22 protein-coding genes and 1 pseudogene are annotated in these 21,415 nt (G+C 69.6%); 19 read left to right on the forward strand and 4 right to left on the reverse strand.

The features are described from left to right. The first annotated feature begins 42 nt into the window (after positions 1-42). On the forward strand, positions 43-1,029 hold the full coding sequence (locus U8D42_RS14480; RefSeq protein ID WP_322859905.1) for a hypothetical protein: 987 nt from the start codon (positions 43-45) through the stop codon (positions 1,027-1,029). Between the two features lie 55 nt (positions 1,030-1,084). Here the strand turns inward: U8D42_RS14480 and U8D42_RS14485 are convergent, their stop codons facing one another. After that, the gene (locus U8D42_RS14485) at positions 1,085-1,762 is read right to left on the reverse strand and encodes a phosphodiesterase (protein WP_322859904.1); all 678 of its coding nucleotides are present in this window, start codon (positions 1,760-1,762) and stop codon (positions 1,085-1,087) included. Between the two features lie 211 nt (positions 1,763-1,973). Beyond that, complete coding sequence (locus U8D42_RS14490) at positions 1,974-2,483, reverse strand: MarR family winged helix-turn-helix transcriptional regulator (RefSeq protein ID WP_085241078.1); 510 nt, start codon at positions 2,481-2,483, stop codon at positions 1,974-1,976. 281 nt (positions 2,484-2,764) lie between these two features. Here U8D42_RS14490 and U8D42_RS14495 point away from each other — a divergent pair, with 281 nt between their 5' ends. From U8D42_RS14495 to U8D42_RS14560, 14 genes and pseudogenes are all read left to right on the forward strand, one after another. After that, positions 2,765-3,886: a polyprenyl synthetase family protein gene (locus tag U8D42_RS14495; protein WP_322860173.1), complete on the forward strand. Its 1,122-nt coding sequence runs from the start codon at positions 2,765-2,767 to the stop codon at positions 3,884-3,886. Positions 3,887-3,913: 27 nt separating this feature from the next. Beyond that, positions 3,914-5,446 carry a phytoene desaturase family protein gene (gene crtI / locus U8D42_RS14500; protein WP_322859903.1) on the forward strand — a complete coding sequence of 511 codons (1,533 nt, stop codon included), beginning with the start codon at positions 3,914-3,916 and terminating at the stop codon, positions 5,444-5,446. Further along, the gene (locus U8D42_RS14505) at positions 5,443-6,399 is read left to right on the forward strand and encodes a phytoene/squalene synthase family protein (RefSeq protein WP_322859902.1); all 957 of its coding nucleotides are present in this window, start codon (positions 5,443-5,445) and stop codon (positions 6,397-6,399) included. The genes crtI and U8D42_RS14505 overlap by 4 nt, the downstream gene beginning before the upstream one ends. Further along, positions 6,396-6,719: a lycopene cyclase domain-containing protein gene (locus tag U8D42_RS14510; RefSeq protein WP_322859901.1), complete on the forward strand. Its 324-nt coding sequence runs from the start codon at positions 6,396-6,398 to the stop codon at positions 6,717-6,719. The genes U8D42_RS14505 and U8D42_RS14510 overlap by 4 nt, the downstream gene beginning before the upstream one ends. Further along, entirely contained in the window at positions 6,716-7,027 is a 312-nt protein-coding gene (locus U8D42_RS14515; protein ID WP_085241086.1) for a lycopene cyclase domain-containing protein, read from the forward strand. The genes U8D42_RS14510 and U8D42_RS14515 overlap by 4 nt, the downstream gene beginning before the upstream one ends. Then, positions 7,014-7,739 carry a class I SAM-dependent methyltransferase gene (locus tag U8D42_RS14520; RefSeq protein WP_322859900.1) on the forward strand — a complete coding sequence of 242 codons (726 nt, stop codon included), beginning with the start codon at positions 7,014-7,016 and terminating at the stop codon, positions 7,737-7,739. Before U8D42_RS14515 ends, U8D42_RS14520 begins: the two co-directional genes overlap by 14 nt. Continuing rightward, entirely contained in the window at positions 7,736-9,283 is a 1,548-nt protein-coding gene (locus tag U8D42_RS14525) for an NAD(P)/FAD-dependent oxidoreductase (protein WP_322859899.1), read from the forward strand. Before U8D42_RS14520 ends, U8D42_RS14525 begins: the two co-directional genes overlap by 4 nt. Further along, positions 9,280-10,290: a DUF5914 domain-containing protein gene (locus U8D42_RS14530; protein ID WP_322859898.1), complete on the forward strand. Its 1,011-nt coding sequence runs from the start codon at positions 9,280-9,282 to the stop codon at positions 10,288-10,290. Before U8D42_RS14525 ends, U8D42_RS14530 begins: the two co-directional genes overlap by 4 nt. Before the next feature lie 11 nt (positions 10,291-10,301). Then, on the forward strand, positions 10,302-10,706 hold the full coding sequence (locus tag U8D42_RS14535) for a DUF2784 domain-containing protein (RefSeq protein ID WP_322860172.1): 405 nt from the start codon (positions 10,302-10,304) through the stop codon (positions 10,704-10,706). Positions 10,707-11,003: 297 nt separating this feature from the next. Then, positions 11,004-11,297, forward strand: a complete 294-nt coding sequence (locus tag U8D42_RS14540) for a LapA family protein (protein WP_322859897.1) — start codon at positions 11,004-11,006, stop codon at positions 11,295-11,297. 178 nt (positions 11,298-11,475) lie between these two features. After that, positions 11,476-11,892, forward strand: coding sequence for a hypothetical protein (locus U8D42_RS14545; RefSeq protein ID WP_322859896.1), 417 nt, complete (start codon positions 11,476-11,478; stop codon positions 11,890-11,892). A 4-nt stretch (positions 11,893-11,896) separates the two neighbouring features. Continuing rightward, a complete protein-coding gene (locus tag U8D42_RS14550; RefSeq protein ID WP_322859895.1) occupies positions 11,897-13,381 on the forward strand; it encodes an SDR family oxidoreductase in 1,485 nt (494 codons plus the stop codon). A 13-nt stretch (positions 13,382-13,394) separates the two neighbouring features. Beyond that, positions 13,395-13,609 (forward strand): annotated as a pseudogene (locus tag U8D42_RS14555) (DUF2945 domain-containing protein). Between the two features lie 166 nt (positions 13,610-13,775). After that, entirely contained in the window at positions 13,776-14,360 is a 585-nt protein-coding gene (locus tag U8D42_RS14560; RefSeq protein ID WP_090422969.1) for a MarR family winged helix-turn-helix transcriptional regulator, read from the forward strand. Here the strand turns inward: U8D42_RS14560 and U8D42_RS14565 are convergent. Beyond that, the gene (locus tag U8D42_RS14565) at positions 14,357-15,604 is read right to left on the reverse strand and encodes a glycosyltransferase (RefSeq protein WP_322859894.1); all 1,248 of its coding nucleotides are present in this window, start codon (positions 15,602-15,604) and stop codon (positions 14,357-14,359) included. The genes U8D42_RS14560 and U8D42_RS14565 overlap by 4 nt on opposite strands. Before the next feature lie 11 nt (positions 15,605-15,615). Further along, entirely contained in the window at positions 15,616-16,641 is a 1,026-nt protein-coding gene (gene fni / locus U8D42_RS14570; protein WP_322860171.1) for a type 2 isopentenyl-diphosphate Delta-isomerase, read from the reverse strand. 166 nt (positions 16,642-16,807) lie between these two features. On the opposite strand from fni, the gene U8D42_RS14575 reads away from it, so the two are divergent. The 4 genes from U8D42_RS14575 (at position 16,808) to U8D42_RS14590 (ending at position 21,411) form a co-directional block, all read left to right on the forward strand. Further along, a complete protein-coding gene (locus U8D42_RS14575; protein ID WP_322859893.1) occupies positions 16,808-18,907 on the forward strand; it encodes an MMPL family transporter in 2,100 nt (699 codons plus the stop codon). Then, complete coding sequence (locus U8D42_RS14580; RefSeq protein WP_085241109.1) at positions 18,904-19,383, forward strand: TspO/MBR family protein; 480 nt, start codon at positions 18,904-18,906, stop codon at positions 19,381-19,383. Before U8D42_RS14575 ends, U8D42_RS14580 begins: the two co-directional genes overlap by 4 nt. 15 nt (positions 19,384-19,398) lie before the next feature. Continuing rightward, entirely contained in the window at positions 19,399-20,727 is a 1,329-nt protein-coding gene (locus U8D42_RS14585) for a cryptochrome/photolyase family protein (RefSeq protein ID WP_322859892.1), read from the forward strand. Between the two features lie 132 nt (positions 20,728-20,859). Then, complete coding sequence (locus U8D42_RS14590) at positions 20,860-21,411, forward strand: DUF4333 domain-containing protein (RefSeq protein WP_322859891.1); 552 nt, start codon at positions 20,860-20,862, stop codon at positions 21,409-21,411. Positions 21,412-21,415: the final 4 nt, after the last annotated feature.

The raw sequence follows: 21,415 nt of genomic DNA on the forward strand, positions 1-21,415 counted from the left end.
TGATCATGCCCGACCGGCATCCAGAAATGATTCAATTTCTTAATGATCTCAGGAGCGCTGGCCCGGCACGCCCGCCGGACCGGCGCGGTCGTGATGGGCGTGGTCGCGGTGGCCGCGATGGTGCTCGCCCCGCGCTACGCCCGGGCCGAGTCCACCGAGGCCGACAGCGCGACCGACATCGCCTGCGCAAGCACCACCCAGGCGGCGCCGACGACGTGGTATCTACCCAGCACGCCGCCCACGGGACTGGTTTGGCTACAGCACGGGTTCGTCGAGGGCAAGAAGGTGTGGTCCACGTTCGGGGCCGAACTCGCCGACCGCGGGTACGTCGTCGTGGCAACCACGCTGCCCACCCTCAGCGCGTTCGGCTGCACCGTGGAGCACCTGATCGACAACAGGGGCTTCCTGGACAACATCGCCGACGTCTTCGCCCACAAAGACGACCCGAACGGCGCGTTGGCGACGTCCTTCGCGAGGGCGGCGGCTGACGCCGGCCGACCGGTGACGCCGTTGCCCGACAAGGTGGTCTTCGTGGGACATTCGGCGGGGGCCGAGGCCGTTGAGTATGTCGCCGAGCGCCTGCACAGCACCTACCCGGCCGCCTTCGCCCAACTGCGCGGCATCGTCAGCGAGGACGGCGTGAAGTCGTTCATCGGTTCCAATACCGATGAGGCGCTGGCGGGCCTGGCAGGCACCCCACTGCCCGTCTACGCCACGGCGTCGCCACATCTGCTCTGCAACTACTTCCAACGTGGCACCAAGGCGATCGAGCGGTATCTGGCGGACCGGCCGTTCCACGGGGTGAAAGTCACGACCGGAGCGCACGGTGACGCGCTCGGTCCCTCCTCACCCCTTTACGAAAACCTGGTGTGCGGCCGTCCGAAGCCGGCCAACATCGAGGCGGTGTGGGGCCTGACCCGGGGCTGGATCGCCGACATGGTCGCGGGCACGACCACACCCGACTTCTACCCGGGCGGAAGCTATTACACCGAGCTCGAGACGGCCGGCACCATCACCACGCTGCCCTGACAGGTCACGGCATCCCGCCGCGCGGTGAGCGGCCCCCGGGGCGACATCGCGCCTCCTAGTCCGCGTCTCTGCCGTGCCGGCTGCGCCGGTACGCGCGGGCGCGCAGATCGGCGAGCCACCGCGGATGCAGGCTTACGCCGGGCGCGGTGTTGATGACGGGGTCGAACGACACGTCCGGTGCGCGTCGGGGGTCGACGACGCGGGTCAGCGTGAGCCGGCCCAGCGGGGTGAAATCGGCTCCGCCACAGGCCTGGTCGAGCGAGACGTCGATCGCGTCGTGCTCGAGTCGCCTGCGGATGCCGTCCAGCGAAAGGCCCGAACCGCCGATCTCGCTCTCGATCCGGGCTCGCAGCCACCAATTGGCCCCCTGATAGTGCAGCGGCATCAGGGTGGTCAGGGTCTGGCCGCTCCACGAGAGGGCCGGCCGCAGTGCCAGCGCCCGGGACAGCATCCCCGATCCCGACGAGACGACCAGGATGTCCCATGGGCCCGTCGCCTGCGGCGGTGCGACCCGGAAGGCCAGCCCGATGAAGTCGGGCAACGCCCCCGGGGTGCCACTGGCCTTCGACACCCGCGCGACGACCTCGCAGGACGAGATGGGCAGCCCCTCCCCCGCGGGAGCGGCGCGCTCGATGAAGCCTTCGGCCAACACTCCGACGGGATGGAACAACCGTTTGCCCCGGAGGGCCGAGCCCCACTGGAAGGGCAACGCGACAAGATCGGAAACGCTCACCGGCGGCGGATTCCCCTTTCCCGCCGAGGAAAACACCCGGCCGCGGCTCCGATATCCGAAGTCCGCTCCGGCTCTTGCGTTTCAGCCGCGCGTCACGGCCGGCAGACCGTTCACGCGGCCCACCGCCGGCCGATCATCTGCGCTTCCCCGCCCGGTTGTTGCTACTGGTTCTGCGCGCGGCCGTCGATGTCGACCGACCTGAGATCGCCGGTCAACGCCCTGCGGCGCCCAGCTCGCCCTGAAATCGCCGCATCGCGCAGATCAGCGCGGCGAACACCCGATGTGCGGCGATCAGGTCGGCGTCGGGTAACTCCTCGAGGGCGACGCGGGTGTGGGCGGCCAGTGGGCTGAAGAACGACCGGGCGGTGGAAAGGCCGGATTCACCGTGCCGCAGGATCACCTTGCGACGATCGTCGGGATGGGAGTCGCGCCGAATGTGGCCGGAATTGATCAACCGGTCCACCAGGTAGGTGATGGCCGAGCCGGACAACCCCATCCGATGGCTGAGGTCACCTGAGGTCATCGGCCGCCCCGCCGTCTCTGCCACCATGATGTACATCAACGCCCGGAAGTCGTTGGGCCGCAGGCTATGTGATGTCGCGAACTGACGGCCGATCTGGTCGGATTCGGTAGAAATCTCCCGCAGATCGGCCGAGATCAGCGACTCCAGCGCGTCTCGGCGCCCGCGCTGTTCGTCAGCGTCCATAACGGTGTGCAGCATATCCCTAAACGCAGTCTTTCATTCAGTTTGTTAACGGTTAACAGATTGAACTGCGCGCGACGCCGCCTCGTTCCAACAACCGTGAGGACGGGACGGGCCGCGGCCGCAGCTCACCAAACCATGCGCCACGGCTGGCCAAGAACGATGAAGTTCAGTAAGTTAACGTTTAAGTTATTGAAGGTAGTGGCATCCCAGAACGGGGTCGACGGGCACGATCGCGGGCGTTTGAGCGGTTCTTGCCTGGGAATGCCAAGCCGTCCAGGAGGAAGCGCGTGGCCAAGATGGGTGCTTTGTCGTTGACGCCCGCCACCGAGTCGCCGGTGATCGCGACCGAATCGACCGGCACGGCCAACTTCACCGAGTGGCGAACCGGGGTGCGGCAAGCGGTGCTTGCCCACCTCGTCGACTTCGTCGGCCCGCGCCGTGCGGAACTGGACGACACGCGCATTCATGCCGCGGGCGAGATCTTGACGGCGTTCGTATCCGGCGGCAAGTGCCTGCGGTCGATGTTCGTGTACCTGGGATGGCTGTGCGGTGCCGCACCCGACGAGGCGGCGTTGCGGGCGGCGGCCAGTTTCGAGTTACTCCATGTCTTCGCCCTGTTGCAGGACGACGTCATGGACGGGTCGACCGAGCGGCGGGGACGTCCGGCGGCGCACCTGCAATTCGCCCGATGGCACCGCGAGCGCGGGATGTCCGGCTCGTCACGGCGGTTCGGTGAGTCGGCCGCCGTCCTGCTCGGTGACCTCTGCCTGATCTGGTCCGAGCAGATGCTGCGCGAAAGCGGTGTCGAACCCCGGCGGCTGCAGCGGGCGTGGCCACGCTACGACACGATGAGGACCGAGCTGGCAGTGGGGCAGTTCGCGGACCTGACCAGCGATGTCCGGCAGATGCCGTCCCTGGAGACCGTGCTGGACGTGGCGCGGCGCAAGTCCGGCAACTACACCGTGCGGCGACCGCTGGAGATCGGCGCGGCGATGTCCGATTGCGACGACCGAACGCTGACACAGCTCGGCCGCTACGGCGCGGCCGTCGGCGAGGCGTTCCAACTTCGCGACGACGTCCTCGGCGTCTTCGGCTCGCCGGCGACCACCGGGAAGCCCTGCGGCGGTGACCTGCTGGAACGCAAGGCGACCAGCCTCGTGGTGACCGCGCACCAGCTGGCCGCTCCGCCGGCCCGGGCCGAGCTGACGGAGCTGATGACCGCCCGCGTCCTCGACGCCGAGGCCCTCGACCGGTGGAAGGCGCTGATCGTCTCGACCGGGGCCGTCGACCTGATCGAGGAGATGATCAGCGACCGGGTCGCGGCCGCACGGCAACACCTTGGCGACGCGTCGATCGACGAGCAGGTCCGTGCCACGCTGAACGACATGGCGACCGCATGTACGGATCGCGTCGAATGAAGGCCACAAGTTTGGGAGCATGCTGACATGCGGACCATCGAAGGACGCAGCGAGCGCGTGGTGGTGATCGGCGCCGGCCTGGCGGGGCTGTCCGCCGCGTTGCATCTGGCCGGCCGGGGGCGCGCGGTGACGGTGGTCGAGCGCCAGCCATGGCCGGGCGGGCGCGCGGGCCGGCTCGACATCGACGGCTACCGCATCGACACCGGGCCGACGGTGCTGACGATGACCGACATCATCGACGAGACTTTCGCGGCCGTGGGCCGCAGCCGATCGGGCCGACTGGAGCTGCTGCCGCTTGATCCGGCCTACCGGGCGGTGTTCGCCGACGGCAGCGCGCTCGACGTCCACACCGATGCGGACCGGATGGCGACCGCCATTGAAGAATTCGCCGGCTTCGGGCAGGCTGCGGGTTACCGTCGGTTGCGCGAGTGGCTGAATCGGTTGTACCGGATCGAATTCGACGGGTTCATCGCCGCCAATTTCGACTCCCCGCTGTCGCTGCTCACGCCGCAATTGGCGCGGCTGGCCGCGATCGGCGGGTTCCGCAAGTGGGATCGGATGGTCAAGCGCCACATCAGCGATCCCCGGCTGCAGCGGGTCTTCACGTTTCAATCGCTGTACGCGGGGGTGGCGCCGCGGAACGCGCTGGCGGTGTACGCGGTCATCGCCTACATGGACACCATCGCGGGAGTGTTCTTTCCGCGCGGCGGGGTTCGCGCGCTGCCCGACGCGCTGGCCGGGGCGGCCGCCGAGGCCGGGGTCCAATTCCGCTACAACGCCACGGTGACCGGATTCGATCGGGTCGGGTCGCGGGTCAGCGCGGTGCGAACGGATCGCCTGGACCCGATCGCGTGCGACGCGGTGGTGCTGACCACCGAATTGCCGCAGACCTACGCGTTATTGGGCCGCACCCCGCGTCGGCCCCTGCGGCTGCGGCCGGCGCCGTCGGCGGTGGTGGCTCATCTGGGCTGTCGCCGGGTTCCGTCGGAGACCGCGCATCACACCATCCTGTTCGGTGATTCCTGGGACCAGACCTTCACCGACATCATCCGCGACGGACGGCTGATGCGGGACCCGTCGCTGCTGGTCACCCGCCCCACCGCCAGCGACCCGACACTCGCCCCGGACGGGCACGATCTGCTCTACGTGCTTGCCCCGGCGCCGAACCTGGATCGCGGGGACATCGACTGGGGCAGTGCGGGCAAGCCGTATGTCGACACCCTCATCGACGACGTCGCGGCCCGGCTGCTGCCCGGCCTGCCCGACAGCGCAACGGTATTGGACGTCGTCACGCCGGCCGACTGGGCGCGGCAGGGCATGGCCGCGGGCAGCCCCTTCGCGCTGGCCCACACCTTCGCGCAGACCGGTCCATTCCGGCCGGCCAACATGGTGCGCGGCGTCGACAACGCGGTGCTGGCCGGGTCGTCGACGGTGCCCGGCGTCGGCGTCCCCACGACCCTGATCTCGGGCCGACTCGCCGCCGACCGCATCACCGGCCCGGGTAGTGGCCGCGCCAACCGAATGCCGAAACATCACGACATGGGAGCCGGGCTGACATGATCCGCAGCGAGTTGGGCGCGGCCGGAATCGACGATCCGCGGCTGCGCGAGGGATATCGGCGGTGTCGCGAACTCAACGCCGCGCACGGCCGCACCTTCTTCCTGGCCACCCGGCTACTGGCGCCCGACCAGCGGCCGGCGGTGCACGCCCTGTACGGTTTCGCCCGCTACGCCGACGACATCCTCGACGACCTGGATCCCGGGCTGAGCACCGATATTCGCGGCATGAGGCTCCAGCAGTTGGCCGACAAGTTCTTCGCGGGCGGAGACCATCTCGACGATCCCGTGCTCGCCGCGGTCACCCACACGGCGCGCCGCTACCGGATCGACACCGGGCTGTTCGACGACTTCCTCGCCTCGATGCGGATGGATCTCACGATCACCGACTATCCCGACCGCGCGGCGCTCAACCTCTACATGCGCGGATCCGCCGAAGCCATTGGCCTGCAAGTGCTTCCGGTACTGGGCACGGTGACGCCGGTCGAGGAGGCCGCACCCTACGCCGCCGCGCTGGGCAGGGCGTTTCAGCTCACCAACTTCCTGCGCGACGTCGACGAAGACCTGCTGCGCGGGCGGGTCTACCTGCCGGCCGACGAACTCGCAGCCCACGGGGTCGACCGCGAGCTGTTGACCTGGTGTCACCAGAATCGACGCACCGACCCGCGGGTCCGCACGGCGCTGGCCGCTCAGCACGAGATCACCAGGGAGACTTACCGATTCGCCGACGCTGGCATCGCCATGCTCAGCCCCCGCTCGCAACCGTGCGTGGCGGCGGCGGCGACGCTGTACTCCGAAATCCTGGACCGCATCGAACAAAGCGATTTCGCCGTGTTCAGTCGCCGGGCCACGGTCGGCAGGGCTCGAAGGCTGCAGGTCGGCGGAATCGGGCTGATACGGTCGTGGCGGGCGCGCAACAGTTCGCCCGGTGTTTCGGATCCTCCGGGGGCCGCATGACCGATCGCTGGCAATATCTTTTGGTCCTGGCCGCATGCCTGGCGATCACCGCCCCCCTGGAGATGTTCGGTCCCGGCGTCTACCGGCAATGGCGCCGCCTCGTGATCGCGGTCTTCCCCGTGGCAGTGGTGTTTCTGGTCTGGGACGAGATCGCCGTGGCCGCGCGTGTGTGGACCTACAACAGCGCCTACATCACCGGCCTGAGCATCCCGTTCCGGGTGCCGATCGAGGAGGTGCTGTTCTTCATCGTCATCCCGATCTGCGCGCTGCTGACCTACAACGCCGTGACCACCATCCTGGATAGGGTGAACCGGCGATGACCGGGCTGGGTTACACGGTTCCGGCCGTGGCGGCCGTGTTCGCCGTGTGCGCACTGGAATTGGCGGTGTTGCGCACCGGGCTGTTCCGGCGTCCGGCCTATTGGCTGTCGATGTTGATCGTTCTCGGCTTCCAGGTCCCCGTCGATGGCTGGCTGACCAAGCTCAGCTCGCCCATCGTCAGCTATGACCCTCGTCAGATCACCGGCCTGCGCTTCCCGTTCGACATTCCCGTCGAGGACTTCTTGTTCGGCTTTGCGCTGGCGACCGCGGTGTTGCTGGGATGGGAACGCCAACGTGCGCGTCGGTGAGGCCCGGCCCAGCCGCGGCCAGTTGTCGGCCGCCTTCGACGCCGGAGCGACGGCATACGACCGCTTGGTGGGCGCCAGCCCCGGGTACCACGAACAACTGCTGCTCTCGGCCCGCCGCATGCGAATCCGCGACCGCGGCAAGGGTTTACGGCTGCTCGACCTGGGATGCGGGACCGGGGCCTCGACGGCCGCGCTGCTGACCGTGGCCCCCGAGGCCCAGATCGTCGCCGTCGACGCCTCGCGGGGCATGCTCGAGGCAGCGGCCGCGAAGGACTGGCCCCCGTCGGTCCGGTTCGTGCACACTCCCGTCGAGGAGCTGGCCGAACACGGCATCACCGGACCCTTCGACGGCATCCTGGCCGCCTACCTGATCCGCAACCTCGCCGACCGGGACGGCCAACTGCGAAAGTTCCGGGCGCTGCTGCGGCCCGGCGCCACCCTGGCCGTGCACGAATACTCGGTGCGCGACTCCCCCGCCGCCACCCTGATCTGGCACGCCGTGTGCTGGGGCATCATCATTCCCGCCGGGTGGTGGCGCACCCGGGACACCGCGCTGTACCGCTACCTGTGGCGCAGCGTGCTGAAGTTCGACGGCGCGGCGCGCTTCCGGGCCCGCCTCGCCGATGCGGGCTTCACCGCGGTGCACAGCGAAACGATGCCCGGCTGGGAGGCCAACATCGTCCACACGTTCCTGGCGGACGCGCCGTCATGACCGGATCGGGCCACGCTCAGCAGGCCGATCCCCGGCGCGAAACACACTTCGCCGCAATAGGTTTGCCGGACGCGGGGGCGCTGACCGCGCGTCCCCGGGTGGTCGTCGTGGGCGGCGGCATCGCGGGCCTGACCGCCGCGACCGGCCTGGCCGAGCGCGGCGTCGCCGTCGAGGTGGTCGAGCGCGAGCATTACCTCGGCGGTCGGGTGGGTGGCTGGACCGAGCACGACGACGGGGCCGACCTCGCCATGAATCGGGGCTTCCACGCGTTCTTCCGGCAGTACTACAACCTGCGGGCCCTGCTCGGGCGCATCGATCCCGACTTGGGGATGCTGACGCCCGTCGACGACTACCCGCTGATCGATGGGGAGGGCCGGCGCGACACCTTCCGGGGACTGCCGCGCACGCCACCGTGGAACGCGGTGGCCTTCGCCGCCCGCAGCCCCACGTTCCGGCTTCGCGACTTCCTCGAGATCGACGCTCGCGCGGCCGCGCCGCTGGCCGCGGTGTCGGTGCCCGACATCTACGAGCGCCTCGACCATGTCGACGCCGCGACCTTCCTGGAGAACATCCGGTTCCCGCCGGCCGCAAGGCATCTGGCATTCGAGGTGTTCTCCCGCAGTTTCTTCGCCGACCCGTCGAAGCTGTCCGCGGCGGAGTTGGCGACCATGTTCCACATCTACTTCCTCGGGTCCTCCGAAGGCCTCATCTTCGACGTCCCGACGTCCAACTACGACACCGCGCTCTGGCAGCCGCTGCGGTCCTACCTCGAGGCGCTCGACGTGCACTTCCGGCTCGGCACCGGCGCAGCGCGCATCGACCCGGGCCAGACGGCGCCCTTCCGGGTGCAGACCGATTCCGGCGAGCACGTCGAGGCGGACGCCGTCGTGCTGGCCACCGACGTGGCGGGATTGCAGCGGGTGGTGGCCGCATCGACCGAGCTGGCCACCGATGACTGGCGCGGACAGATCGCCCGGCTGCGCACCGCCCCGCCTTTCGCCGTGCACCGGCTGTGGCTGGATCGGCCCGTCGCCGCCCGGCGACCGGCGTTCCTGGGTACGGCCGGCCACGAGCCGCTGGACAACATCAGCGTGCTGGAGCGCTACGAACGCGAGGCCGCCCAATGGTCCCGCAGGCACCACGGGTCGGTCGTCGAGTTGCACTCCTATGCCCTCGACGCCGCGCCGTCCCGCGCGGCGGCGCTGCGTCAACTGCACAAGGTCTACCCGGAAACCGCGGCGGCGCAGGTTGTTTCCGAGCGACTGCTGCATCGCAGCGATTGCCCGCTGTTCTCTCCGGGGTCCTACGCGGACCGGCCCGCCGTCGTCACGCCGCAGCCCGGACTGGTGCTGGCCGGCGACGCGGTGCGCATCGACTTGCCCGTCGCTCTGATGGAGCGCGCCGCCACCACGGGGTGGTGCGCCGCGAACCATTTGCTGAGAAAATGGGGACTGGCCGGACACGCGTTGGTCACCGTACCCACCCGGGGCCGGTCACCCGTGCTGCGATGGCTTGCCACCCGCGAAGGACGTGCCCGACGATGAACATTCGCGAACAGCTGCAACACCTGTGGCCGGCGACCCGGTCCAAAGACTGGCCCCTTCAGGTGATCCCGCGCGCGTCGTGGGCCGACCAGCGACCGACCTACCGGGAGGCACAGCCCGCCATCATCGACGCCGCCCTGGAACGGGCCCGGCAACGGCCCACCGGAAACTGGTTCGCTTTCGCCGGGAGTGCCGACGTGCGCCCCGGCCGGCCGTTCGGCGCGCGCGTCGCCGGGGTCGAGATCGTCGCCTGGCGCGACGAAGAACGCCGGCTCTGTGTGGGCCCCCGCAGTTGCCCGCACCTGGGGGCCGATCTGGCCACCGGGGCCGTACACCGCGGCACGCTGATCTGCCGGTGGCACGGATTGGCGCTGAACGGCCATTCTCGTGAGTTCGGGTGGAGCCCCTTGCCCGGTCACGACGACGGCACGCTGGTATGGGTGCGGCTCGACGAGGTGGGCGGGGAAACGCCGTTGGAGGAGCCGGTGATTCCCGCCAGGCCGACCGGCGAGACGCTGGCCGCGGTCGCCCGCATGGCCGGCGTGTGCGAGCCCGCCGACATCATCGCCAACCGGCTGGACCCCTGGCACGGCGCATGGTTTCACCCCTACTCGTTCACCCGGCTCGAAGTGCTCACCACGCCGACCGAACACGCCGATCGCTTCTTGGTGGCGGTGACCTTCCGGATGGGCCGTCTGGGCGTTCCGGTCGTCGCGGAATTCAGCTGCCCGGAGGCGCGCACCATCGTGATGCGCATCGTGGACGGTGAGGGAACCGGCAGCACCGTCGAGACCCACGCCACCCCAATCGGTTTGGGCCCCGACGGACGTCCCCGCACCGCGGTGCTGGAAGCCACCCTCGCGTATTCGGACCGGCCGGGGTTCCAGCGGGCCTCGGGGGCCGCGCCTGTGATCGCGCCGCTCATGCGCTTTGCGGCCAACAGGCTCTGGCGTGACGACCTCGCCTACGCCGAGCGCCGCTATCAGGTCCGTAGCGGCCTCGGCTGAAGGGCTTGACCGTGCGGAAAGGGTATGTCGCCGCCGTCGTCCTCACGGTCGGCATGCACCTCGCCTACCTGGCGTACCTGCCGGTGGGCGGCTTCCTCGCCCTGCGCTGGCCACGCACCATCACGCTGCACCGTGCCGCAGTCGCCTGGGGTGTCGCCGTCGTCACGCTCGAGCTGCCATGCCCGCTGACGGCTCTGGAATCGTGGGCGCGCCGCCGCGCAGCCATGAATCCCTTGCCCGCCAACGGGTTCGTCGACCGGTACGTCGAGGGGTTATTCGTCCCCTCCGGCCGCGTCGGCGCGGCCCAGTTCCTCGCGTTCGCGTCGGCCGCCGTCTCCTGGGGTCTGTTCGCGGGGCGCGTCAGCCGCTCAGGCCGGCCGGTGCCCCCGGCGCGCCGGCCACCGACGAATCGGTGACGGGCGCCGCCGTGTCGGGTTGACTCCGACGAGAGTTGCGGTGCCACACGGCCCACGCGGCCGCCGACAGCAGCACCGCTGACAGGATCACGGCGGGCCAGAGGGCCAATTGCGCAAGCCACAGATCGCGCTGGAGCCGCATCACCTTGCGTCGGCCGCGCCAGACACGCTGCGGCAGCTGTTTCACAGTCATCGGACGCCAGGTACCCCCCACCCGGCGGTTTAAACGGCGCGGAGCGGCAGGGGTTTCGCGGTCCCCGGGTGTTTGGCGCGCGCCCGTGCGGGCTAGTCACCAGCATGAGCACTGAGCCGCGCGTTGCCCCCGAGCCGTCGTCGCGATCGTTCACCCGGCTGGCGGCCGCGTGGTGGGCGCTGGTCGTCGGGCTGGTGATCCTCATCGTTCTGCTCACCTTCGTCGCGCAGAACACCGAATCGATCGCCGTGCATTTCCTCGTCTTCCGCTGGAACTTGCCGGTGGGCGTGGGCTACCTGCTGTCGGCCGTGGCCGGCGCGACCACGACGGTGCTCGTCGGCGCCGCCCGGATCATCCAGCTGCGGCGCGCCGCCAAGAGGCAACTCAGGGCCCTCTGATCCCGGCCTAAGCGGGACCCCAAAACCCTTGCCAGGCAGGCGTTCACGAGTATATGACCATGGCCGCACCCGCCTCCCCCGAGTAAATTAAATATCAATTTTCTTAACTAAAACGAGCCCGTCGGAGGGTTCGGCCCGGATTCGGGTGGGAATGCCACAGCGAGCAAGGGGGAAGATCATGGGCGAAACGCGCGACGGGGTCGCGGAGGCGGTCGGCAAAGTCACCGAGGCCCTCGAGACCGTGGAGCGGGCCCGGGGACACCTGTACTCGTTTCATCAGCTGACCGGGCACGCCGACTTGCAACTCGATGCCGCCGTCGCCCGGCTGCGCGAACTCGGACATGCCGACCTGGCGCAACACATCAGCGACGAGCTGGTCGGGCGCAACGTCTTACCGGGCCGATGGACCTTTCAGGTTGTCGACGAATACGACGACGGCTATTACCGATGCTTCCGAGAAGTCGAGCGCCTGGTACGAGACCGCCTCACCGGCGGACGCCGTCACGTCCACGAAGCGCAGCTGAAAGAGAGCCGGCGCACGCCCGCGCATCCGGCCCATACCGCCACCCCCGACGACGACTCGGCAAAGGAGTGAATTGATGCACTGCGTCGTGTTCGGCGCCACGGGATACCTGGGCACGCGGCTCGTCCCCCACTTGCTCGCGAACGGTCACACGGTGCGGGTGCTGGCCCGCGATCCGGCAAAGCTGGACGGCGTCGCCTGGCGGGGCCGGGTGGAGGTCGTGCGGGGTGACGTCGCCGACGCGACGACGGTGCGGCGGGCGCTGGAAGGTCAGCACGTCCTGTACTACCTGGTGCATTCGCTGATGCGCTCCGACTTCGTCGACTTCGACGAACGCGCCGCGCGCACTGTGGCCGAGTGCGCGGGGCAGGCCGGCCTGTCCCGCATCGTCTACGTTGGCGGCATCACGCCCGACGGGCAGCAGCTCTCCGACCATCTGGCCTCACGCGCCCAGGTGGGGCGCGTGCTCGGGACCTCCGGCGTCCCCTGCGTCGAGTTGCGCGCGGCCGCCATCATCGGGGCGGGCTCGGCCAGCTTCGAAATGCTGCGCTATCTCACCGAGCGGCTGCCCCTGATCCCCGCGCCGCGCTGGTTGCGTACCTGCGTGCAGCCCATCGCCGTTCGCGACGTGCTCTACTACCTGGTCCGCGCGGCGGGGCTGCCCGCCGAGGTCAACGGGCCATTCGACATCGGCGGGCCCGACCGCTTCACCTACACCGAAATGATCCGCAAGTACGCGGTGATCGCGGGCCTGCCCAGGCGACCCGCGGTACCGGTGCCGTTGCTGACACCGCGACTCTCGGCGCCGTGGGTAGACCTGCTCACCCCCATTCCCCGCCAATTGGCCGGTTCGCTGATGGAGTCGCTGGAAAGCGACGTGGTGTGCGCCAACCATGACATCGCCCGCTACATACCCGATCCCGACGGTGGGCTGACGCATTACGAGGAAGCCGTCGAACTGGCCCTCGCGCACGCCCGGGAAAAGGACCTGCGCACCCGATGGTCACGCGCCGATACCAACGGCGCACCGTCCCAACCGCTGCCCACCGACCCGCAGTGGGCCGGTGGATCGCTGTATGAGGATGTGCGCCAACGCCGTAGCCGCTCCGACCCCGATACGCTGTGGCGGGCCATCCGCACCGCCGTGGCCGCGCGCAATTGGTCGGCATTGCCGTTGGAATGGCCGCTGCGCGGCTGGCTCAACGGCGCGCTCGGGATGGTCCGGCCGTCGCACCGGCCACTCGACGGGCAGAACTTGCACGAGGGCGAGGCACTGGACTGGTGGCGGGTGGAGCACATCGACGCGCCACGACTGGTCCGGTTACGTGCCGACATCCCGCTGCCGGGGCGCCTGTGGCTGGAGCTGTCCGCGAGCCCCCACGACGACGGCGGCTCGCGCTACCACCAGCGGGCGCTGTTCCAGCCGTACGGGCTTGCGGGCCAGCTCTTCTGGAGCGCGTCGGCACCCTACCGCGATGTGGTGTTCGGCGGTATCGCGCGCGACGTCACGGCCACCGCACGCGCCGGCGCGAGTCGGGCGGCGGCCCCGTCGCACTGTTGAGAGGAGGACCGACATGGGTGAGCGGAGATTCCATGACGGCGACAAGGTGGAATGGCGGAGCCACGGCAACACCGTCCGGGGCACCGTCGAAGGAGAAATCACCTCCGACACCGAGACCGCCGGGCGCACCGTCCGGGCGTCCGAAGACGAGCCTCAGTACCGGTCCGCAGCGACAAGTCGGGTGCGGACGCCGTGCACAAGCCGAGCGCGCTGCGCCCGGTCGACTAGGGCCGCAACCCGACGAAGTCCTGACCAGACGGTGCGCGAGACCGCTCGGCTTCGCCGATAAACCGCCCGATCGGACAGAAAAGCGCGACACTTGTCGGGGTTCGTGGGGCGCGTGAAGCGGTCGCCGATACGCTGGTCGGCGAATCTTGCAGAAGGACACAGCTAAGTGACCAAGCGCGGCGCCGCTGATCGGCGACTGGACCGAGCCGAACTCGAGAAGTTGATGTCGGCCGACATGCGCGCGCTCACGGCGCAATCGGACCGCATCGGCAGGCACTTCGCCCGTCAGAACGACGTGGGCGGCACCGACTTGCACGCCTTGCTGCACATCATGGTCGCCGAAACGGCAGGGACGCCCTTGACGCCGGCGCAGCTGCGCCAACGCCTGGATGTGTCGCCCGCGGCGATCACCTACCTGGTGGACCGCATGATCGACTCCGGCCACCTGCGGCGTGAGCCCGATCCCGACGACCGGCGCAAGACGCTGCTGCGCTACGAGGAATCCGGCATGGCGCTGGCCCGCTCGTTCTTCACCCCCCTGGGGGCGGAGCTGCACGCGGCCCTCGCCGGCATCTCCGACCGCGACCTGACCGCCGCACACCGGGTTTTCCTGGCGATGATGGAGGCGATGTCGACCTTCGAGTCGCAACTCGACGGAGCGGCCCCCCAACCGCCGGCGGCGAGCGGGAAGCGCCCGCCTGCCAAGGGCCGGGGACGTGCGGTGAGCAAGACCGGCGAGCGCCCGGCCTAACGCACCGGCCGCCGGGCCGCGGAGCCGAGTACCCGCTGCTCGATCAGGTCCGCCCCGCCCTGCACGCCCCCGGTCGCGGCGAATCCCGCCGCCACTCGACGCGCGCCGTCCGCCATCGTCATCGCCGCGCGCACCTTCGTCCTCAGCCGGGCCGGGGTGAGGTTTCTGGCGGCCAGGCGGGTGCCGCAACGGGCGACCTCGACGCGCCGGGCCACTTCGGCCTGGTCGCGCGCGAACGGCACGACGCAGACGGGGACGCCGCGATCGAGGGCTTTCAGTGTCGTCCCCATACCCCCGTGCGTGATGGCGCAGCTGGCCCGCTCGAGCACGGCCGCGTGCGGGACGAAGCGGCATATGGTCGCGTTGGGTGGTCGCGGGAGATCCGGCGGTATCCCCGCCGGAAATGTCGCCACCACGTGGACGGGCTCATCGGCCAGCGCCCGCAACGCGATCCGCCCCAAAGCGGCGTCGGCCTGCCTGATCGAGGACGTGTTCACCAACACCACCGGCCGCTTGATCGCAGCGACCCAGGCCGGCGCGGCCGTGGTCGGCTCGAACGCGCAGGCACCGATGTGGTGGACCAGCCCGCCCCAGCCAGGGTGTGGGTACTCGAAGGGCTCGCCCCCGACGGCCAGCAGCAGCGGCGCGCGGCGCATGAAGTCGTCGACCGAAGCGACCGGCGACACGCCCAGTTCGGCGCGAATGGCGTTGACGCGCGGGAGCATTGGCCGGTCGAACAGATGGCGGACGATCGGCCGCACCGAGGCGTCCCGGATGTCGCCGAGGATGCCCGGCAGGGGGCGAAAACCCGGGCCGAAGGGCGGCACCCCGCGGGATCGCAGGTAGGGCGTGAACGGGGAGAACACCAGCCACGGAGTATGCCCCGCCTCCGCCGCCGACATCGCGCCCCAGCAGTTCGCGTCCACGATGACCGCGTCCGGCCGGACCGTATCCACCGCCCGGCGCAGGTCTGAGACCTCGAGCACCGCTCGCCGGCAGAGCACGTCGATCGTCGACTTCAGGACTCCCAGGGCGTTTGGCGCTCGCCAGTCCTCGCCGGCGATCGCCTCGATGGCGGGATCGACCGGCTCGGCGTGTACACCGACCGCGCGCATCGTCGCGACGCCGTCCGCCATGGTGCGGGCGTGAACCTCGTGACCACGGCCGGCGAGCTCGGCCAGCAGCGCCCCGACCGGCAGCAGGTGGCCCAGGGCCGGCGACCCGTAGGCCAGTATCACCGCCATGTCACACGCAGCTACGAGGCGGGCGTGAGGTCGAGCGCGCGCAACGCCGAAACGCCCGCGGCGCCGCAGCCGTGCAGGCAGACCCGGAGCTCGTCGATGAATGGCTGCAACCAATCAACCACGGCCGCAGCGGATTCGATCGCGGCCGGCAGCAGGGGCCGAGCCACCGCCACGACATCGGCACCCAACGCGATCGCCTTGGCCGCGTCCATGCCGGTGCGGATACCGCCGGAGGCCACCAACGGGATGTCCGGCAGCACCTCGCGCACCTCCACAATGGCCCTCGCGGTCGGGATGCCCCAGTCGGCCAGGTGCGGGTAGCGAAGCTCGCCGTAGCGGACGAACTGCTCGACCCGCGACCACGAGGTGCCGCCGGCGCCCGCGACGTCAATTCCGGATACCGGCAAGTCGCCTTCGGCGCCAACCAGTTCCGCGGCCGCCACGCCACCGATCCCGTGGCCGACCTCCTTGAGCAGTATCGGGCGATCTATGGCGTCGGCGGCGTCCCGCAGCCTGTTCAACGAGCCGGAGAAGTCGGTGTCCCCGTTGCGCTGCATGGCTTCCTGCAGCGGATTGGTGTGCACCGCAAGCACGTCGGCGCCCACCCGGTCGAGAGCCTTCGCCAGGTCGGGCACGGCGGCCCTGGTCAGCTGGGCCAGGCCGATGTTGCCGAACAGCAACACATCCGGGGCCACCTCACGGACGGTGAAGCTGGCCGCGGCCCGTTCCCCCAGCGCACTGTCCAGCATTATCCGCTGCGATCCGAGCATCATCCCGATGCCGAGTTGTTGAGCGGCCGAGGCCAGGTTCCGGTTGATGGTGCCCGACAACTCAGCACCGCCGGTCATCGCACCGATCAGAATCGGCGACCGCAGGTTCGCCCCGAAGAACCGGGTCGACAGGTCGATGTCGCCGAGGCTGGTCTGGGTCAGGGCGTTGTAGGGCAGTTGGTACCGTTCCAGGCCGGTAGTGAGGTGCTCATAGTTGACCTGCTCGCCGAGGCACACGTCGATGTGCCGCCGTTTGCGGGTGGTCATCGGCGCGCCGTCGACGGTCACGGCAGGATCCCCGGCGCGACCAACCCCTGGCCCGTCACATCCATAATGTCCATAGTGCCCCTTTGTTGCGTGCCGTCGGCGCGTATTGCGTGACGATGCGTAATTTCAGTTGATTAATGTTTAATATACTGAAAGACTTCGATTCGTGGTGTGGGATGGCGTGGCCGCGGCCGTGACGGGACGACGGTCGTGGCTGTACGCGCTGGGGGCCCTGCTGTTGGGCATCGTCTTCATGGCGGCCGTCGGCGCCAACGCGGCCGCCGGGCAGGCGCCGCTGTCGGTGCCGACCGGTTCCGATTCGGCCCGCGTCGACGCCCTGGCCCGCCAATTTCCCGGCGGGGACCGCGCTCCGCTGATCCTGGTCATCAGCCGCGCCGACGGCGCGCCACTCGGCCCCGCCGGCCTCTACGCCGCCCAGGCGGCCCGCGACCGCATGCAGGCCGCCGCACCGCAGGGCGGACCCGCCGTCGCGGTGCCGCCACAGGTGTCAGCCGACGGCAAGGCCGCCATCGCGGTGGTGCCCGTCAGCGCCGACCTGTCGGGTCTCACCCTGACCGACGCGGTCACCCACTTGCGCGCGGCCGCCTCGGCCGGCCTGCCGACGGAACTGCGGGCCCACGTGACCGGCGGCCCGGCGTTCGGCGCGGACATCGCCGGGGCGTTCACCAACGCCAACGTCACCCTGCTCGCGGTGACCGCGGCGGTGGTGGCGCTGCTGCTGATCGCGACCTACCGGTCCCCGGTCCTGTGGCTGGTGCCGCTGCTGGTGGTCGGGTTCGCCGACCGGGTCGCGGCGGCGGTGGGCACCGCCGTGGCGCCGCTGACCGGGCTCAGCTTCGACGGCGCCACATCCGGGATCACCAGCGTGCTGGTATTCGGCGCCGGCACCAACTACGCGCTGCTGCTGATCTCCCGCTATCGGCAGGAACTGCGGCGCCATCGCGAGCACCGGGACGCCTTGCGTCGCGCGGTGCGGATGGCCGGGCCGGCGATCGTCGCCAGCAATGCCACCGTCGTGCTGGCGTTGCTCACCTTGCTGTTCGCCTCGACCCCGAGCACGCGCAGCCTGGGCGCGCTGGCGGCGTGCGGGTTGCTGGTCGCGGCGGTGTCGGCCCTGGTGATACTGCCGCCGCTGCTCGCCCTGTGCGGCCGTCGATTGTTCTGGCCCTTCATCCCCCGCCCCGGCGACGCCGCAACCGCGGATTCCGGTGCCTGGCACCGCGTCGGGGAGTGGGTGAATCGGCGCCCGGCGCTGGTCGCGGCGGCCGCCATCGCCGCTCTGGCGGCGCTGGCCACCGGACTGCTCGGCACGCGGATCGGCCTGTCGCAGACCGAGCAGTTCCGGGTGCACGCGGACTCGGTGTCCGGCTATGAGGTTGTGGCCGCACACTTTCCGGCCGGCCTGACCAACCCCACGCTGGTCATCGCGCCCACCGCTTCGCGGGTCCCGCAGGCCATCAGGGCCACTCCGGGCGTGGTGTCGGCGACAGATTCCGCGCGCTCGACATCCGGGCTCACGAAGTGGTCGGTGGTGATCGACGCGCCACCGTCCTCCGACCGGGCGTTCAAGACCATTGCGGCACTGCGTGATACGACGAAGGCCATCAGCCCCGCCGCGCTGGTGGGCGGGCCCGATGCGCAGGCTCTCGATGTCCGCGACGCCGCCACCCACGACCGCCACGTGTTGATCCCGGCGATCCTCGCGGTCATCCTGGTGGTTCTCTATATCCTGCTGCGATCCGCACTTGCGCCGCCCACGCTGTTGTCGGCCACCATTCTCGGGGCGCTGGCCGCGCTCGGCATGGGCGGCTGGGCCAGCAGCCATCTCTTCGGTTTCCCGGCGCTGGACAACAGCACCCCGCTGTTCGCCTTCCTGTTCCTGGCCGCGCTCGGCGTGGACTACACCATCTTCCTGGTCACCCGCGCCCGCGAGGAGTCGGCGCAGCGGGGCGCACGCGCCGGAATGGTGGCCGCGGTATCGGCCACCGGCGGCGTGATCACCAGCGCGGGAATCGTGTTGGCCGCCGTCTTCTGCGTGCTGGGCGTGCTGCCGCTGATCGTGCTGACCCAGCTGGGAATCATCGTCGGCCTGGGCATCCTGCTGGACACCTTCGTGGTCCGCACACTGGTCATTCCCGCGCTGTTCGCCCTCATCGGGGACCGCATCTGGTGGCCCGCCACACCCACACCCGCCAAAGCCGTTGCAGCACAAGCCGAAATACAGCAAGAACGGAGCATCCCATGAACAAGTCCACGTTGGCCGCCACCAGCGCCGCCGTCGCCGTCGCCGCCGGCTCCGGCAGCATCGCGAGCGCCAAGGCCGTTCCCGCCTGGTACGCGCGGCTGCGCAAGCCGCCCTACCAGCCGCCCAACGCCGCCTTCCCGGTGGCGTGGACCACCCTCTACGGTGACATCGCGGTCACGTCCGCGGTGGCCATCGACCGATTCCGGGCGGCGGGACAGCACGACAAGGCACGCCGCTACGCCGCCGCGCTCGGCGTGAACCTCGTCCTCAACGCCGGATGGAGTTGGCTGTTCTTCCGCTTCCACAAGCTGGGCGCCTCGGCAATCGGCGCCGCCTTGCTCGCGGCGAGCAGCGCCGACCTCACGCGCCGCACCGCGCAAGCCGACCCGCGGGCCGCGCTGGCGCAGTCGGCGTACCCGCTGTGGTGTTCGTTCGCCACCGTCCTGGCCACCCATGTTTGGCGCCTCAATCGCTGAGGAAACCCTCGAATCATGCCGACACTCTTGTGGTTTCGTCGCGACTTACGGTTGAGCGATCATCCGGCGCTGAATGCCGCGGCCGACGACGGGGAGGTGCTCGCGTGCTTCGTGCTGGACCCGAAGCTCGAGGCCTCCGCCGGCCGGCGCCGCCTTCAGTTCCTGGGCGACTCGCTGCGACGGCTGCGCGACGACCTGGGGGGACGGCTCCTGGTGACGCGGGGCGACCCCGAGAAGCGGATCCCGCGCCTGGCGAGGGAGATTGGCGCGTCGGCCGTGCACGTCTCCGAGGACTTCGCGCCGTACGGAAAGCGCCGTGACGAACGCGTCCGCGCCGCACTGGGTTCGGTGCCCCTGGTGGCCACGGGTTCGCCGTATTTGGTCTCGCCGGGGCGGGTCACCAAGAACGACGGCTCCCCCTACCGGGTGTTCACCCCGTTCCTGCGCCAGTGGCGCGAATCCGGTTGGCGCGCACCGGCTCAGTCGAGCGCGAAGTCCGCGCGCTGGCTGGATCCGGCGCGGCTGCGGGTCCGCCACGCCGAGATCCCCGATCCCGGGGCCCCGCTCGACCTCGCCGCCGGTGAGGAGGCGGCCCGCAAGCAGTGGAAGTCGTTCGTCGACAACGGCTTACGGCACTACGCCGAGGAACGCAATCGGCCGGACCGGCACGGCACCAGCCGGATGTCGGCGCACCTGAAGTTCGGCACCATCCATCCCCGCACCATGGTCGCCGACCTGGACCTGGGCCAACCCGGGGCGCAGGCATACCTGCGCGAGTTGGCGTTTCGCGACTTCTACGCCGACGTGCTGCATCACTGGCCGGCGAGCGCCTGGCGCAACTGGAACAGTCAGTTCGACGGCATCCGCACCGACACCGGGGCCGAGGCGAAGCGCCGCTTCGAGTCCTGGAAGGCCGGGGAAACCGGCTACCCGCTGGTGGACGCGGGGATGCGTCAGCTTCGCGAGACGGGCTTCATGCACAACCGGGTGCGGATGATCGTCGCGTCGTTCTTGGTCAAGGACCTGCACCTGCCCTGGCAGTGGGGCGCGGAGTGGTTCCTGGATCAGCTGGTCGACGGCGACATGGCAAACAACCAGCACGGGTGGCAATGGTGCGCGGGCTGCGGCACCGACGCCGCGCCGTACTTTCGGGTGTTCAACCCGACCACGCAGGGCGAGAAGTTCGACCCGTCCGGCGAGTACATCCGGCGATGGGTGTCCGAGCTGCGCTCCGTCGACGACCCGCACCTGCGCAAGGGGGAACGGCCGGCCGGCTACCCCGCCCCGATCGTCGACCACGGCGCCGAGCGCGCCGAGGCGCTGCGGCGCTACCAGAGCATCTGACCCGCGCGTCGGCAACCTCGCACAGCAACGAGATTATCGGCGGCGTGGTTGTTTGCTCAATTCCCCGCCCGAAGCTGTTTGGCATGCGATTATCAGCCGATTCACAGTTGTCGGGCCGCTCGGGAGGCACCCATGGCACACACCATCGTTCGGGCATTGCTGGTTTCCGGCGCCGCCGCCGCGTTGCTGGCCGGGGTCAGCGCCTGTTCGTGCTCCGTTGGCTCGTCGCACACGGTCAGCAAGAGTGACGTCGCCGGCCAGATCACCTCGAAGATGACCGACGCCGCGGGTAACAAGCCCGACTCGGTGAACTGCCCGAACGATCTGCCGGCCAAGGTTGGGGCGCAACTCAATTGCGAGATGAAGGTCAAGAACCAGACCTTCAACGTCAACGTGACCGTGACCAGTGTCCACGGCAACGACGTCAAATTCGACATGGTCGAGACGGTCGACAAAAACCAGGTGGCCAGCATCATCAGCGACAAGCTGGCCCAGCAGGTGGGCAAAAGACCGGATTCGGTGACCTGCCCGGACAATCTGAAGGGCACTCGGGGCGCGACGCTATGGTGCCAACTCGTCGACGGCCCCGACAAGTACGGCATCGAGGTGACCGTCACCAGCGTCGACGCCGGCGACGTCAGGTTCGAATACAAGGTCGACGACCACCCCGGACCACGGAGCTAGCACC

Origin of the sequence: Mycobacterium europaeum (genome assembly GCF_034555895.2) — a bacterium.
GTDB lineage: Bacteria > Actinomycetota > Actinomycetes > Mycobacteriales > Mycobacteriaceae > Mycobacterium > Mycobacterium europaeum.